At 65.4% G+C, this 14,863-nt stretch carries 12 protein-coding genes; all 12 read right to left on the reverse strand.

The genetic code is table 11. The features are described from left to right. Nucleotides 1-10: 10 nt before the first annotated feature. Nucleotides 11-1,930 (reverse strand): glycosyltransferase, encoded by a 1,920-nt coding sequence (locus ETC07_RS12100; RefSeq protein ID WP_136248778.1) that lies wholly within the window; start codon nt 1,928-1,930, stop codon nt 11-13. Nucleotides 1,931-1,939: 9 nt separating this feature from the next. Then, nucleotides 1,940-3,286, reverse strand: a complete 1,347-nt coding sequence (locus tag ETC07_RS12105; RefSeq protein ID WP_136248779.1) for a UDP-glucose dehydrogenase family protein — start codon at nt 3,284-3,286, stop codon at nt 1,940-1,942. A gap of 500 nt (nt 3,287-3,786) precedes the next feature. Continuing rightward, nucleotides 3,787-5,448 carry a BCCT family transporter gene (locus ETC07_RS12110; RefSeq protein WP_136248780.1) on the reverse strand — a complete coding sequence of 554 codons (1,662 nt, stop codon included), beginning with the start codon at nt 5,446-5,448 and terminating at the stop codon, nt 3,787-3,789. 42 nt (nt 5,449-5,490) lie between these two features. Next, the gene (locus tag ETC07_RS12115; protein WP_136248781.1) at nt 5,491-5,913 is read right to left on the reverse strand and encodes a universal stress protein; all 423 of its coding nucleotides are present in this window, start codon (nt 5,911-5,913) and stop codon (nt 5,491-5,493) included. Nucleotides 5,914-6,321: 408 nt separating this feature from the next. Then, nucleotides 6,322-7,185 carry a glycine betaine ABC transporter substrate-binding protein gene (locus ETC07_RS12120; protein WP_136248782.1) on the reverse strand — a complete coding sequence of 288 codons (864 nt, stop codon included), beginning with the start codon at nt 7,183-7,185 and terminating at the stop codon, nt 6,322-6,324. Between the two features lie 81 nt (nt 7,186-7,266). After that, a complete protein-coding gene (locus ETC07_RS12125; RefSeq protein WP_136248832.1) occupies nt 7,267-8,100 on the reverse strand; it encodes an ABC transporter permease in 834 nt (277 codons plus the stop codon). Between the two features lie 5 nt (nt 8,101-8,105). Beyond that, nucleotides 8,106-9,308: a quaternary amine ABC transporter ATP-binding protein gene (locus ETC07_RS12130; RefSeq protein ID WP_136248783.1), complete on the reverse strand. Its 1,203-nt coding sequence runs from the start codon at nt 9,306-9,308 to the stop codon at nt 8,106-8,108. A gap of 367 nt (nt 9,309-9,675) precedes the next feature. Beyond that, a complete protein-coding gene (locus tag ETC07_RS12135; RefSeq protein ID WP_136248784.1) occupies nt 9,676-10,551 on the reverse strand; it encodes an AEC family transporter in 876 nt (291 codons plus the stop codon). Between the two features lie 52 nt (nt 10,552-10,603). Further along, nucleotides 10,604-12,664 carry an FUSC family protein gene (locus ETC07_RS12140; RefSeq protein ID WP_136248785.1) on the reverse strand — a complete coding sequence of 687 codons (2,061 nt, stop codon included), beginning with the start codon at nt 12,662-12,664 and terminating at the stop codon, nt 10,604-10,606. Nucleotides 12,665-12,670: 6 nt separating this feature from the next. After that, on the reverse strand, nt 12,671-13,531 hold the full coding sequence (locus tag ETC07_RS12145) for an efflux RND transporter periplasmic adaptor subunit (RefSeq protein WP_136248786.1): 861 nt from the start codon (nt 13,529-13,531) through the stop codon (nt 12,671-12,673). A 2-nt stretch (nt 13,532-13,533) separates the two neighbouring features. Further along, the gene (locus tag ETC07_RS12150; RefSeq protein WP_136248787.1) at nt 13,534-13,749 is read right to left on the reverse strand and encodes a DUF1656 domain-containing protein; all 216 of its coding nucleotides are present in this window, start codon (nt 13,747-13,749) and stop codon (nt 13,534-13,536) included. Nucleotides 13,750-13,784: 35 nt separating this feature from the next. Then, nucleotides 13,785-14,732, reverse strand: a complete 948-nt coding sequence (locus ETC07_RS12155; RefSeq protein WP_136248788.1) for a LysR family transcriptional regulator — start codon at nt 14,730-14,732, stop codon at nt 13,785-13,787. Between the last annotated feature and the right edge of the window lie 131 nt (nt 14,733-14,863).

Raw genomic sequence — 14,863 nt, forward strand, 5'->3', positions numbered from 1 at the left:
GCCTGTGAGGTCAGGAGCGGTCGGGTTGCACGCTGATATTCAGGTCGACGAGGGCTACCTTGCGGCCGTTGATGTCGAGGGCGCAGCTTAGGGTCGTGTGGCAGGTCGCGCGCGGTGCGACGTCGAGCGGGCGACCGCTGGCATCGTGGACATGACGGGCCAGGCCGGGGCTGATCTCGAGCGTGGTCGGCTCGTCACCAGGCGCGCCGGTGAGGCGCTCGGTGCGCATGGGCTCGGTGGTGGCCACGACGTCCAGCAGCCCCTCGTCCAGCGACAGGCGTTCCGGCGGCAGGGTGACGTTGCCGCTGGGGGAGCCGTCGGCGAGGGTTAACGCCAGCCAGCGATTGGCCGTTCCGGTCTTTGCCTGGTCCTCGGTGGCGGGGTCATGGAGGATGGTCATGGCGGTGCGATCCGGTGGCTGTAGCACACCGGTGGCCAGCACCAGCACGTAGAGCATCCCCGCGATGAAGGTGCCGTGCAGCACGTGGCCCATGCGACGCTGACGGGTGACCGCGGCCGGGTCGTTCGGCTCGCCGGCGGATATCCCCTGGCGCGACCATTTTTGGCGGTTGAATCGGAAGCTGACATAGGTCTTGAGCAGGGCGCCGAAGACCTGGTTGTAGTAGATCAACGGGATCCACAGCAGGCTGAAGCGACCGCGCTGCCAGGCCAGGATCAATGTCGAGATGCTGCGTGTGAACAGGATCCACAGCGCGTAGGCGAAGATGAACGAGGGGCGCACGAACAGGGTCACCAGGATCGCCACCATGGGGCCGATCAGGGTCGTCCACATGGAGAGGCGTTGGTCGACCAGGCTCCACCAGGTGAACATGCCCATCGGGCGGGGCCCCAGGGCGATCGCCCGACCGCTGGTGCGTAGCATGTTGCCGTACCAGCGGCGCATCAGGTCGGTGGTTGACTTGAAGAAGCGGCGGCGGTCCGGCAGCTCCTCGAACCCGGTGACGTAGACGTCCGGCAGGTAGAGCATCCGCCAGCCGTTCTTGAGCAGCCAGTACCAGGTCGACTTGTCGTCCCCCGAGAGGAACTTGAAGTTGCCGAAGCGCCAGTGGTCGACGCGATCGTTTTCCACCAGCTCGATGAAACTCGTCTGGGTGGCAAGATCGAGGCGGAAGGCGCTGTAGCGGCCGGTCAGCACTAGCAGACGCCGCGATACCGAACCGGAGCTCATCACCAGGTGACGCTGGGCGTAGCGTAGGTCGTACCACTCCTTGGTGACATCGCCTCCGGTGACGATGGCGCTGTTGTTGGTGGTCAGCGCGCCCAGGTCTTCGTTGGTACGGAAGAACGATAGTGAGCGCTCGAGGGTGTTGGGCTCGAGCAGGATATCGCCGTCCATCGAGACCAGCAGGGCGTCCGGGGCTGGGGCGCGGCGGGAGATGGCACGCAGCACTTCCGCCATGGCGGAGCGCTTTCCGTCCCCCTTCTGGAACATGTAACGCAGCTCGACGTTGCTCGGCCAGCCGAGGTCGTCCATCACGTGGGTGATGATGTCGACGTCGGTGCGGTCGGCCAGCGAGGCGAAGACGGTAGTGGGGACGCCGTAGTCCCGGACCTCGCGCACCAGCGCTTCATAGACCCGATAGCTGACGTCGGCATCGATGCGGAACGAGGTGCACAGCACGTACAGCTCGCTGGGCTTACCGGCCTCGCCGGCGGCGTCCGCCGCGGCGCGCAGCCGCGGGAAGACGCGCCGGTTGTACCACACCGAACGCAGCGCCTGGACGAACCACCAGGAGTAGCGCCAGGCGCCGATGGCCCCGATGGCGAAGAAGAAGCTCTTCGACGCCGGCGAGAAGACCTCCGACGGCAGCTCGGAGAGCAGCAGCACGAGCAGGGCCAGCATCAGCAGCAGGGCGGTGGCCTCCGTCACCTTGCTGGCGACGGAGGTATGGTTTGGGAGCTTCGACATGGCGAGGCCTCAGGCTACGACGGGGCGGACGGAAGCGCCTCGGCCGATGGCGTAGTAGGTTAGCCCCGCCTCTCTGGCGCTCTCGGGCGAGAAGAGGTTGCGGCCGTCGATCACCACCGGCTCGATCAGACGCTCGCGCAGCCCGGTGAAGTCGACGGTGCGGAAGGCCTTCCACTCGGTGCAGATGACCAGTGCATGGGCGCCCTCGAGGGTCTCGTCGCGGCGCTCGGTGAGGTTCAGGTCCTCACGGTTGCCGTAGATCCGCAGACACTCCTCGGTGGCTTCGGGATCATGAGCCTGGACCCGGGCACCGGCCTGCCACAGGGCTTCCATCAGCGCGCGACTGGGGGCCTCGCGCATGTCATCGGTGTTGGGCTTGAAGGAAAGACCCCACAGCGCGATGGTTTTACCGGCCAGATTGCCGTTGAAGGCGTCGCAGAGCATCTCGAACAGGCGGCTCTTCTGGCGCGCGTTGACCTTCTCGACGGCGTTGAGAAGCTGGGCCGGATGGCCGGCGGCCTCGGCGGTGTGGGTCAGCGCCTTGATGTCCTTGGGGAAGCAGGATCCGCCGTAGCCGCAGCCTGGATAGATGAAGTGGTAGCCGATGCGCGGATCGCTACCGATGCCGTGGCGCACTTCCTCGATATCGGCCCCCAGGCGTTCGGCCAGGTTGGCCATCTCGTTGATGAAGCTGATCTTGGTCGCCAGCATGGCGTTGGCGGCGTACTTGGTCAGCTCGGCGCTGCGTACTCCCATGAACATCAGCTTGTCGCGCTGGCGGTTGTAAGGGGCGTAGCACTCGCGCATGACCTGGCGGACGCGTTCGGACTCGGTACCCACCACGATGCGCGAGCCGCGCGAGAAGTCCTCGATAGCGGCGCCTTCCTTGAGGAACTCGGGGTTGGAGCAGACGTCGAATTCGATATCCGCGCGGCGACCCTCGAGAGTGGCGGCCAAGGTGCGCTCCACCTTGCTGGCGGTGCCGACCGGCACCGTCGACTTGTCGACGATGATGCGGTACTCAGTCATGTGAGTGGCGATGGTCTCGGCGACCTTGAGCACGTGACGCAGGTCGGCGCTGCCATCCTCGTCGGAGGGTGTGCCGACGGCGATGAATTGCAGCAGGCCGAATTCGACCGCGGCCTTGGCATCGTTGGTGAAGTGCAGGCGGCCGGCGGCCAGGTTCTGATGGATCAGCGTCTCGAGGCCTGGCTCGTAGATCGGCACCTCGCCCTGGCTAAGACGGGCCACCTTGTCGGTGTCCACATCGACGCACATCACTTCATGCCCGACTTCGGCGAGGCAGGCGCCGGTGACGAGTCCTACGTACCCGGAACCAAAGATGGTGATCTTCATGGGCGTCTTGCTCCTGGTCATGGTCGGAAACGAACGTCATGTCTCAGGCTCCCGGTGGGGAGCGAGAGTCACGGACGCTCGTGGATCTGTCCTAGTCAGAAGCAATTTTCGGGCCGTATTATAAAAAACCTTTAATATCAGGTATCTGTTTTTGTCAGTGGCAAGGTTTGGCCGTGTGGTGAGTCGTTTTGGGCGTATCAGGAGGGGGAAACGTCGCGACCAGGCAACAGAATGTCGTGTCGCTCGGTGGAGGAGGGGCGAGGTGCCATCAGCTGGGGCTGTCGCGCTTCGGTCTCGTGGACGTGAAGTGGCGCAAAGGCACGGCCTGCGTATCATTGGGCGACAGGCGTACAACATCATATTGGCAAATGCCGATGCCAAGATGTTGCAGAGCATCGACACCCGGCACGGAATGACGCCATGGTGTGACGTAAGGGCCTGACGCCCTAACGAAAAAGGCGGCCCTAAGGCCGCCTTTTGCGTCGAGCTCGAGGTATCTGTCAGTTGCCCCTCGGCTCGCTCATCAGGGCCTTGATCAGCGCGTAGCAGCCGACCAACAGCACTAGCGTGAAGGGCAGGCCGGTGGATACCGAGGCTGTCTGCAGGGCCGTCAGGCCGCCGCCGAGCAGCAGGGCGATGGCGATGGCGCCCTCGATGATCGCCCAGAAGATGCGCTGCGGCTTGGGAGCGTCGACCTTGCCGCCGGCGGTGATGGAGTCGATGACCAACGACCCGGAGTCGGAAGAGGTCACGAAGAACACGATCACCAGCACGATGCCGACGAAGGAGGTGATGGAGGCCAGCGGCAGCTCACCGAGCATGGCGAACAGCTTGATCTCCAGCGCAGCGTCCTGGACGCCCTGGAAGCCGTTGGTGATCACCTGATCGATGGCGGTGCCGCCGAAGGCGGTCATCCACAGCACCGAGACCAGGGTCGGCACCAGCAGTACCGCGGTCAGGAACTCGCGCACGCTGCGGCCGCGGCTGACGCGGGCGATGAACATGCCGACGAAGGGAGACCAGGAGATCCACCAGGCCCAGTAGAAGGCGGTCCAGCCCTGAACGAAGTTGGCGTCTTCACGACCGAAGGGATTGGACAGCGCCGGCAGGTTGACCGCGTAGGCGGCCAGGTTCTCGAAGAAGCCGGTGGCGATCAGCATGGTCGGGCCGACGATGATCACGAAGGCCAGCAGCAGGAAGGCCAGCATCATGTTGAGCTGCGACAGGCGCTGCACGCCCTTGTCGACGCCCAGCATGATCGAGCACAACGCCACGGCGGTGATGCCCATGATCAGCAACACCATGGTGATGTTGGAGTTGGGCACATCGAACAGGTAATTCAGGCCGGCGGCCGCCTGCGAGGCACCGAGCCCCAGCGAGGTCGCCAGGCCGAACAGGGTGGCGAACACCGCGAGGATGTCGATGAGGTGCCCCGGCCAGCCCCACACGCGCTCTCCCAGAATCGGGTAGAAGATCGAGCGCATGGTCAGCGGCAGCCCCTTGTTGAAGGAGAAGATGGCCAACGCCAGGCCGACGACGGCGTACGCCCCCCACGGGTGCAGGCCCCAGTGGAAGATGGTCGCGGCCATGCCCAACCGGTGGGCGGCTGCCTCGTCACCGGCGGCGGCGCCCAGCGGTGCCCAGTCGGTGCGCATGCCGTCTTCCATGCTGGTGCCACCCAGGGCGGTGCCGAAGTGGGTCAGCGGCTCGGAGACGCCATAGAACATCAGGCCGATGCCCATGCCGGCGGCGAACAGCATGGCGAACCAGCCGGCGTAGCTGAAGTCGGGCTTGGCATGGGCGCCACCGATGCGCACCTTGCCCAGCGGCGATAGCACGATGCCAAGGCTGACCAGCACGAAGATATTGCCGCCGAGCAGGAAGACCCAGCTCAGGTTGCCGGTCAGGAAGGAGAAGATGGCATTGAAGACGGGTTCGATCTCGGACTGCAAGGCCAGCGTCAGGATCACGAACACCAGGATCAACAACGACGAAACGGTGAAGACCTTGCCGTGCAGGTCGACGTCCAGGCCGAACTTGTTGGCGGTGATGTTGTCCTGACCGATCACATAATCGGTATCAATGAGGTTGGCCGGCCCCTCCGGGGCGGGGATGCCCTCGTCGGGCGCCGCCTCAGGGGGCTGCTTATTATCGTTCGTCACGGGACTACTCCTTGTGGATGTCGAGGAACGAGGTGGGAGAAATCAGGTCTGGGGACGCACCAGGAACACCGAGGCTTCGGTATGCGTGGCTACCTTGCCACCATGCGATGGAATCACGGCGTCGAGATGCTTCGGCGGATGGGTCGGCATGATCACCAGGTCCGCGTCGGCCTCGTCGATGGCATCGACCAGAACGTCGTCCAGATCGGCGATGGGGTCCGGGGTGGTGATGACACGGGCGCTGACCGGCTGGCCGTGGACCTTGGCGCGCTCCTGGGCGAAGGCCTCGAGCTTCTGCTGATGTTCCTCGGGGGTGCGTGCCACCGATCCCGGGGTCGTGGCGGCGACCGCCACATAGCAGACCTCCGCGCCATAGTGCTTGGCCTGCTCGGCGACGACCTGCAGCGATGGCTCGATCACCTCGATGTGGGCCAGGTCTACCGGCACCAGGATCTTCTTGAACATGCCTGCGCTCCTTATGAAGGTGTGTCTGCGGCTGACACCCTTGAGTGTGGCCGTTGGGCGACGATTCTGGGAGCCCGCGTTTCAACGCGGCTCGGCCAAGAGCGCCACCGATGTTGCACCCTTCCTGTGTCGTGTTGTGCTCACAGATGGCGTCTCGGGCCACCTCGGATAAGTGATTCTAATAAAAATTCGACTTGTTGATAACAGTTGCTTAGCAAACTCTGTGCATATGCTGTCGCTGTGCGGCAGGCGACATGGCCATGTCATCGTGAGACAGGGCGTCATGCGAGGGGAAAGCGTTGACGGCGAGGGCATGCGCGATGCCGCCTGATCCACGTAGCACCCGAAAAAAAGGGGAGACGCCCGAGGCGTCTCCCCCTGGCGGGTGGCGCGGGAGCCGATATGGCCTCAGGAGGCTTCCGGCAGCCACTCCTGGACCAGGTCCTGGTTCTCTTCGACCCACTGCTTGGCGTTGGCGTAGGGATCGGAATCTTCTTCCTGGTTCATGAGCATGACCTCACCCATGGCTTCGGGCGTCCACTCGAAGGCGTCCAGGATGGCATAGGCCCCCGGCATGTCGTCCTCGAAACCATCGCGCACGATGGTGTGGATCTGCTCGGCACCGCCATAGACGTTCTTGGGGTCTTCCAGGTACTTGAGATCCCAACGGGCGAACATCCAGTGCGGGGTCCAGCCGGTCACCGCGATGTCTTCCTGGTTGTTGATGGCGCTCTGGAGGGCCGCGGTCATGGTGGCGCCGCTGCCGCTCTGCAGGTCGAGGTCGAGGTCGTATTCCTCGACGACCTTCTCGGTCAGGCTCATGATGCCGGCGCCCGGATCGATGCCGGTGAGCTTGCCGTTGAAGTCGTCGGCGTGCTCGTTCAGGTCGGCGATGGAGTCGGCGTCGCTGTAGGCCGGAACCACCAGGCCGAGCTTGGTGCCCTCGAGGTTCGGGCCCAGGTCGTCAACCTGATCACCGACTCGCTCGAGATAGTCGGCGTGGGTCGTCGGCAACCAGCCGGCGACGATGCCATCGGCATCGCCGGAAGCCACGGATTGCCACATGGCGGCGGCGGATAGCGAGGTGAGTTCTACCTCGTAGCCGGCCTGCTCCAGCACGGTGCGCATGACGTTGGTGGAGGCGACTTCGGACGCCCACTCGACGTAAGCCAGGTGCACGGTGCCCTTGTCGGCGGCTTGGGCAGTGGCGGCGGTGAGGCCAGCACCGGCGATCAGGGTCAGGCCGGCGAGACGCATCGGTTGCTTGTTCATCGAATTTGCCTTTGTTGGTAATGCGAGTTCGAGGATGCAGGGGCTACCCGTCGGTTGCAACCGACGGGTAGCCCCGCGGGATCAAGCCTTGCCTTTCTTGCGCAGCGACTGAGTGAGGCGGTCGAGCAGCATGGCCAGTATTACCACGGCGATGCCGGCTTCGAAGCCGTCACCCGGACGCAGGCGCTGGATGGCGCGCCACACTTCGCTGCCCAAGCCGTCGGCGCCGATCATGGCGGCGATCACCACCATCGACAGCGCCAGCATGATGGTCTGGTTGATGCCCGCCATCACGGTGGGCAGCGACAGCGGCAGCTGCACCTTGAGCAGTTTCTGGCCGCGGGTCGCGCCGTAGGCATCGGCGGCCTCGACCAGATCGCCGGGCACCTGGCGGATGCCCAGGGTGGTGAAGCGGATCGCCGGCGGCATGGAGAAGATCACGGTGGCGAAGATCGCCGACACCGAGCCGATGCCGAAGAACGGGATGGCCGGGATCAGGTAGACGAAGGCCGGCATGGTCTGCATGAAGTCCAGAATCGGCATGATCGTCTTGTAGAGGCGATCCGAGAGTGCGGCGGCGATACCTACCGGCATGGCGATGACCACCGCCACCAGGGTCGCGATCACCACCAGGGTCAGGGTCTCGATCATCGGATCCCAGAGGCCGAGATCCATGATCAACGCCAGACCGACGACGGCACCGATGGCCAGTCGCGTGTTGGCCAACCACCAGCACAGGCCGACGATGATCACCAACAGCGACCAGTCGGGCAGCCACATCAGGGCGTCGTTGAGCCCGTCGATGCCGGACTGCGTGATGCGCGAGATGCCGCGGGTCACACCCGAATACTCGCTGGTCAGCCAGTTCAGGCCGCTCTCGATCCAGTCACCCAGCGGGATGCGCGGAAATTCGATAGCCATCAGTGGTCTCCTGCCTGTGCGAGTTCGTCGAGGACGGCGCCTTTCACGACCACGCCTTGCAGTACCTGCTCATCGTCCACCACCGCGATGGGGAAGCGGTTCTCGCTGAACATGGCGAACAGGTTATGCATGGGTTCGTCGCGGGTGACCTTGCGGAAGTCCTGGGTCATCGAATCGGTGACGCGTTCCATACCTGCTTCCAGCGCCTGGCTGGCGGCGTCGGCGTCGATCAGGCCGACCAGGCGGCGATCGCGGTCGAGGATGTAGATCGAATCGAGGCTGTGATCGCGCATCTTGCGCAGCGCGGTGCGCGGACCATCGGTGTCGCGCACCGTGGAGCGCACCTTGCGCATGGCGCTCTCGGCACTGAGGATGCGCGACTTGTCGACGCCCTCGATGAAGCGACGCACGTAGTCGTCGGCGGGCTTGGTGAGGATTTCCTCAGGGCTGCCGATCTGCACCACCTCGCCGTCCTTGAGCAGCACTATGCGGTCACCGATGCTCAATGCCTCATCGAGGTCGTGGGTAATGAAGACGGTGGTCTTCTGCATGCGATGCTGGAGCTGCAGCAGTTCTTGCTGCATGTCGCCGCGGATCAGCGGGTCGAGCGCCGAGAAGGCCTCGTCCATCAACAGCACGCTTGCGTCGTTGGCCAGCGCGCGAGCCAGGCCGACACGCTGCTGCATGCCGCCGGACAACTGCCGGGGCAGGGCGTCCTCCCAGCCATCGAGGCCAACTTGCTTGAGGGCGTTACGCGCGATCTCGCGACGCTCGCCGGCATCGACACCGCGAATTTCCAGGCCGAACTCGGCATTCTCCTGGACCGTGCGGTGAGGGAACAGTGCGAAATTCTGGAACACCATGGAGAAGTGGCGGCGGCGGCATTCCAGCAGCTCCTTCTCCTTGAGGCTCGGGATGTTCTGCCCGTCGATGACGATCTCGCCCTCGGTGGGGTCGATCAGCCGGTTAAGACAGCGGATCAGGGTCGACTTACCGGAACCGGACAGCCCCATGATCACCAGCAGTTCCCCTTCGTAGACATCGAAGTCGATGTTGGAAAGGCCCAGGGTCTGGCCGGTCTTGTCGAGGATTTCGGGGCGCTTCAGCCCCTGGTCGCGCAGTTCCAGCGCCTTCTTCGGCTGGCTGCCGAAGACCTTGCTGAGGTTGCGGACCCGAATCTTGACGTTTCGGTTGTCACTCATTGGCGGTGCCTTGGTCGGCGCCCGGCCCAAAGTGGCAGGGACGGGAATGGGTTGTCGGGATGACGCGTCGCTTTAGCATGCCACTCGGCAGCGTTGACGCAAATCGGAAGCGCCATACCCTAGCGTTTATTGAATGGTTGTTCAAACTGTGGCGAACGCCGTCGAAAAGCGGTTTTTTCGGCATCGCATGGGAGAATTGGCGATGTCGGGCATTAGCGACAAGCGCCAGAGGCTACCGTTGGTCGTCGCATTCAGCAAGTCGGCGAGTTAGAACGAGGAGGGGCGAAGCGGGAAAAATCGGCGGCCAAGCCAGGTGGGAAAAGCCTCGCCTAGGGGCGGCGGCGCGACCGGTAAACCGGGCTCACGCCTAGATCAGCAGTGCCAGCAACAGCGGCAGGTAAAGCAGCGACAGCAGGGTCGAGCAAAACACCAGGCTGGCCACGTATTCCGGATCGCGACGGGCCTTCTGGGCGAACAGGTAATTGAACACCGCCACCGGCATGCTCATCTGCAGTATCAGGATGGCATGGGCCATGGGCGGCAGGTCGAGCAGCGTGCCGACGCCCCAGGCCAGGCCCGCGGCCAGCGGCAGGCGCAGCAGGCAGAAGCCCAGGCCGGAGCGCAGGTTGGTGGCCCGGATATTGGCCAGCGAGACGCCGAGGGTGATCAGCATCAAGGGGACGGTGAAGCCCGAGATCAGCTCCACGCTGTTGGCCAGCCAGGCCGGCAGGGTGGTGTCGGTGAGCAGCAGCGCCAAGGAGATCAGGATGGCGTACACCGTGGGCGTGGTGGCGAGGATCTTGAACGGGTTGCCGCGCCCGGCCATCAACGAGCCCAGGGTGAACTGGAAGAGCGTCACCGTGACCATCACCGTGATGCCGAAGGCGAAGCCCGCCTCGCCGAAGGCATAGAGCACCACCGGCAGCCCCATGTTGCCGGTGTTGGGGTACATCATCGGCGCCAGCAGCACCCGCCAGTCATGCTTCAGCAGGCGGGCCGTGACGAAGGTGGCCGCCGCCATGGCGAGCAGTACCAGGCTGGTGGCCAGCATGGTGCGCCCGAAGCCGCCGGCATCGATCTCGGCGTTGGCCAGTGAGGCGAGTACCAGGGCCGGGGTGCCGATGTTGAACACCAGGCGGGTGATGAAGGCGACCGGGTAGTCGTGGCCGAGCCGAACCCAACCGAAGCCCAGGCCGGCACCGGCGATGACCGGCGCCATCACGGCGAAGAGTTCGGCGAACATGCGTTATCTCCTCGGAAATATAGGTGAAAGGCGACAGGGCGCATGTGGCTTCTCATCGGGCCTCGGCGGTGTCGGCGAGCGGGCCCACTTGGTGGCGAGAGGCTTGAGCCCGCTGGGCCTGACGCTCCAGCGAGAGCGCCAGTCGTTCGACCAGCCCGGCGAGCAACGCATGATGGCGCTCGGTCAGTGCGGGATGTCGGCCCACGGCCGCGATCAGGGTTTCGCCGGCCGCCTCCACCCCTTCGGGCGAATGGCCCCGGGCGCTGTCGGCGTAGGCCTGGGCCAGGGCGTCGAAGAAGCGTCGCTTGGCACGATGCAGCGCCTCGTCCGGCAGGTCATCGAGGCGCCGGCGCATCTGCAGGCAGGCATAGCCGATATCCAGTCCGGTCAGGCCCAGGGTGAAGAGGTGACGCTGATCCTCGGGCAGCACGTCGTCATGCTTGGCCAGGTGCAGCAAGCGGTCGGCCATGCCGCCGACGAAGCGGGACTCCGCCTCGTGGATGGAGGGCGTGGTCAGTCGGCGCAGATCGCCGGTGATGGCACCGACCAGCCGGCGCTTGCGCAGGGCCGAGCCGAAGCCGGGCAGCAGCCGGAAGCCGGTGACCACCGCGGACAATCCGATTATCACCGCGATGGCACGGTTGATGAAGCTATCGAAGGAGAAGTCCATGCCGTTGCCGGGCATGGTCAGCAGGATGTTGCCGATGATGAAGGCCAGGCAATAGCCCATCAGCCGTGGGTTGGCCACGCCCAGCAGCCCCAGGAACAGCGGGGTGAGGAAGATCATCGCCAGCATCGGAAAGCCGCTGGCCTGGGCCAGCAGCACATGGCCGAACAGGAAGGCGCTGGGGATCGCCGCCAGCATGCCCTTGGTGAACATCATGCAGATCACGACCGGGTTGTCGCGGGTGGCGAAGAAGGCCGAGAACAGGGTGCCGAGCAGCATCGCCACCTGGCCGTTGTTCCAGGCGGTCGCCAGCCAGAAGCTGGCGAGCAGGCCGAAGATGAGGCCGGCGCGCAGGGCGTTGAATCCGGCGACCAGGTGATCGCGATGCCAGGCCAGGGCCACGCCGCGTAGACGCATCTGGCCGGGCCGGGTGATGGCGTCGCGGGCGTCGAGCATCACCACGGCATGGCCCAGCGCCTCGCGCAGGCCCTGCAGGCAGCGTTGCTCGAGCGGGCTCAGCGATGCTTCGGGGCAGTCCTTCACCCGGTGGCGAAGCGCATGCAGGCGACGCTGGGCCGGGGCTACCCCATGGGCCTCCGCCGACTCGCGGAAGCCCTCCGCGATCTCGCCGGCCAGCCGGTGGATCGTGGGCGACAGTCGGTCGCCGTAGTGGTGAATCAGCTGCTGCAGGGCGTGCAGGGTGGCCATCAGGCGCAGGGTACGGCGGGTCAGCACGTGGCTGGCACGGATCCGGCCTGGGCCTTCCGGGCCCTCGTAACGGGCGGCCTGGCTGTCGGTCTCGAGCTGGGTGAGCGGTTCCAGGCTGCCGGTCAGGGTGCGCTGCAGGTCGCCGAGATCGTCGGCGTCGGTCAGTCGCTGCGCGGCGTGCTGGAAGGCCTGATTGACGACCTCGTCGGCCTGCCGACCCAGGTGGTCACCGACCTTGATCGGCCATAGCAGCGCGCTGACCAGGGTCGCGCAGACCGCGCCCAGCGACAGTTCCGACAGACGCGCCACGGCGATGGAGAAGATGCCGTCGGGCTGGCCGGCGCCGATCACCACGATCAGCATGGCCGTGACGGCGCCCATGATGCAGCCGTAGGAGGCGTTGTTGCGCAGCAGCGAGCTGCCATAGGTGCACAGCATGATCCATAGCGTCAGGGTGACCAGCGCCGGAATGGGATTCTGGGCGAACAGCGCCATGATGGCGATGCCGATGCCGCAACCGACCAGGGTGCCGCTGATCTGGCTGATGCCCTTCTCGATCACCATGCCGCTCATCGGGCGGATCTGCAGGAAGGCCGCCGAGATCAGCGCCCAGTAGGGGCGCTCCAGGTCGCACCACAGCGCGGCATAGAGCGCCAGCAGCATGGCCAGGGTCGCCTTTATGGCGAACTTCACCGCCTCGCTGCTGGGGGTGAGATAGGCCTGTAACCAGGGCGACATGCGCGCCTACTCCGTCGGCTCGACGTATACCGAGGCCGTCATGCCGGCGCTCAGGGTCACACCCTCGGGGATCGCGTCCAGCGCGATGCGCACCGGGATGCGCTGGGCCAGGCGTACCCAGCTGAAGGTGGGTTGCACCTGGGGCAGCAGCTGGCTGTTGGGCGCGGTGTTGGGGTCGGCGATGGCACGCCCGATGCTCTCGACATGGCCCTCGAGCTCGGTATCGCCGCTCATCAGGATGACCCGGGCGGCGTCGCCGACCTCGAAGCTCGGGGTCTTGGTCTCCTCGAAGTAGCCGGTGACGAAGTAGGAATCGGCCTTGATCAGGGCCATCACCGATTCGCCGGTGCCGACGTAGTTGCCTTCGCTGAGCTGCAGGTTGAGGACATGCCCCGCCGATGGTGCCGCGACCGTGGTGCGTTCGAGGTCGAGCCGCGCGCTGTCGAGTGCGCTGCTGGCCTGCTCGAGCAAGGCGTCGGCCACCTGGCGGTTGGTGCGTGCCGTCTCCTGGCCTTCGGCGCTGATCGCCTGGCGGCTCAGGCGGCTGCGGCGCGAGGCCTCGTCCTGGCTCTGCTGGAGTTCGGCCCGGCGCTGGGCGACCACCGCTTCGGCCTTGCTCACCGCCGTCTGGTAGCGCTCGGAATCGATCTGGAACAGCGTCGCGCCCGCGTCGACGCGTTGATTGTCGCCCACCGCGAGCGACACCACACGCCCGGAGACGTCGGGGGCGATGGTGATCACCTCGGCCCGGACCCGGCCATCGCGGGTCCAGGGGGTGTACAGATAGTAGTGCCATAGCCACAGGCCGGCGGCGATGGCCAGGGCGACGATGACCAGGGTGACGAGGCTGCGTAGCAGGGTGCGCATGTTCAGACGTTCCCGGTGGCGGAAGAGAAATAGGCGATGGCGGCGGTGCAGATCACGAACAGGGCGGTATCGAACCAGGCCTCGAACCATAGGCGATTCGCGCCCAGCAGCCGATAGAGAGCCGCACGGATCAGCAGGGTAGCGCCGAGGCCGAGCAGGACATAGAGCAACAGGGGGGAGAGGTAGAGGCCACCGACGGTGATTTCACGAAGTCCCATGCTCGCTCCTTGAGCGTCGTCGTTAGCCCCCCATTCTAGCAACCGCGGACGCAGGAGGCATCACGGCCACTCGGGCCGCCTACCTCGGGCGCTGTGGCCCAGCCGGCGGGGCAGGCGCCGCGCAGGAACTCGAGCAATGCCGAGACCTTGCGCGGCCGGTGACCGTGCGGGTAGAGCAGGCTGACCGGCGTCGCCGTGGCCTGCCAGTCGGGCAGGCAACGCACCAATTGGTCCGGATGAGCCGCCCGGCGGCGTTCGGCCATCCATACCGGCAGGATGCCCAGGCCGTGGCCGCGCACGATGGCGTCGGCGTGTAGCAGCAGATGATCGACGCGGAGCCGTGAACCCGGCGGGCGGACATCGTGCTCCCCCTCGCGCGCATGGCGCAGTGTCAGGCCGCGTTCGGCCTCGCCGAGCAGGTCGATCCAGGCATGGCCATCCAGGTCGTGAGGATGGGTCGGCGTGCCGTGGCGGGCCAGGTAGTCGGGGTGGGCGTAGAGCCCGCGGGGCAGTCGGGTGAGTGTTTCCTGGCGCAGCGATGTCTCGCCGACCTCACCGTACCACACCACCACCGAGTTAGCGTCGTGTGGCAGCCGCTCGCGCGTGCGCAGGCTCAGTCTTATGCCGGCATGGCGCGCCAAGAACTCATCCAGGGCCGGCCCCACCCAGTTGCGTGCCAAGGCCTCGTGGACCTCCAGGGTCAGTTCGCCGCTGATGTCCTCGCGCAACTCGTCCAGGGCCTGGCGGCCCTGGTCAGCCAAGGCGATCAGGCGCAGGCAGTAATCGTGGAAGACACGCCCCGCCTCGGTAGGAGCCAGGCGGTTCGACTGGCGTCGCATCAGCGGCTGGCCGAGCTGCGTCTCCAGCTGCTGGAGGCGCCGGCTGAGGGTCGACTTGGCCACGCCCAGCCGTTGGGCGCTCAGCGTCAGGCTGCCGCTGTCCATGACGTCGGCGAAGGCGAGCAGTTCATCGGCGTCATGCATAGGAATAAGCCGTAGGCCGCTAACGGGAGGCGCATCGTACCAAGCCTTTGGTTGAAAATCATTATCGTTGTCATTGGTCGTTGCGCATTCCGCAACGCGGTGTGCGATGACGCATGAGGGAGAATGTGGAA

Source organism: Halomonas borealis (assembly GCF_004798905.1).
GTDB lineage: Bacteria > Pseudomonadota > Gammaproteobacteria > Pseudomonadales > Halomonadaceae > Halomonas > Halomonas borealis.

Coding starts and splice junctions, on each gene's coding strand:
- ETC07_RS12100 (WP_136248778.1), bottom strand. CDS start 1,930: ATGTCGAAGCTCCCAAACCATACCTCCGTCGCCAGCAAGGTGACGGAG.
- ETC07_RS12105 (WP_136248779.1), bottom strand. CDS start 3,286: ATGAAGATCACCATCTTTGGTTCCGGGTACGTAGGACTCGTCACCGGC.
- ETC07_RS12115 (WP_136248781.1), bottom strand. CDS start 5,913: ATGTTCAAGAAGATCCTGGTGCCGGTAGACCTGGCCCACATCGAGGTG.
- ETC07_RS12120 (WP_136248782.1), bottom strand. CDS start 7,185: ATGAACAAGCAACCGATGCGTCTCGCCGGCCTGACCCTGATCGCCGGT.
- ETC07_RS12130 (WP_136248783.1), bottom strand. CDS start 9,308: ATGAGTGACAACCGAAACGTCAAGATTCGGGTCCGCAACCTCAGCAAG.
- ETC07_RS12135 (WP_136248784.1), bottom strand. CDS start 10,551: ATGTTCGCCGAACTCTTCGCCGTGATGGCGCCGGTCATCGCCGGTGCC.
- ETC07_RS12140 (WP_136248785.1), bottom strand. CDS start 12,664: ATGTCGCCCTGGTTACAGGCCTATCTCACCCCCAGCAGCGAGGCGGTG.
- ETC07_RS12145 (WP_136248786.1), bottom strand. CDS start 13,531: ATGCGCACCCTGCTACGCAGCCTCGTCACCCTGGTCATCGTCGCCCTG.
- ETC07_RS12150 (WP_136248787.1), bottom strand. CDS start 13,749: ATGGGACTTCGTGAAATCACCGTCGGTGGCCTCTACCTCTCCCCCCTG.
- ETC07_RS12155 (WP_136248788.1), bottom strand. CDS start 14,732: ATGCATGACGCCGATGAACTGCTCGCCTTCGCCGACGTCATGGACAGC.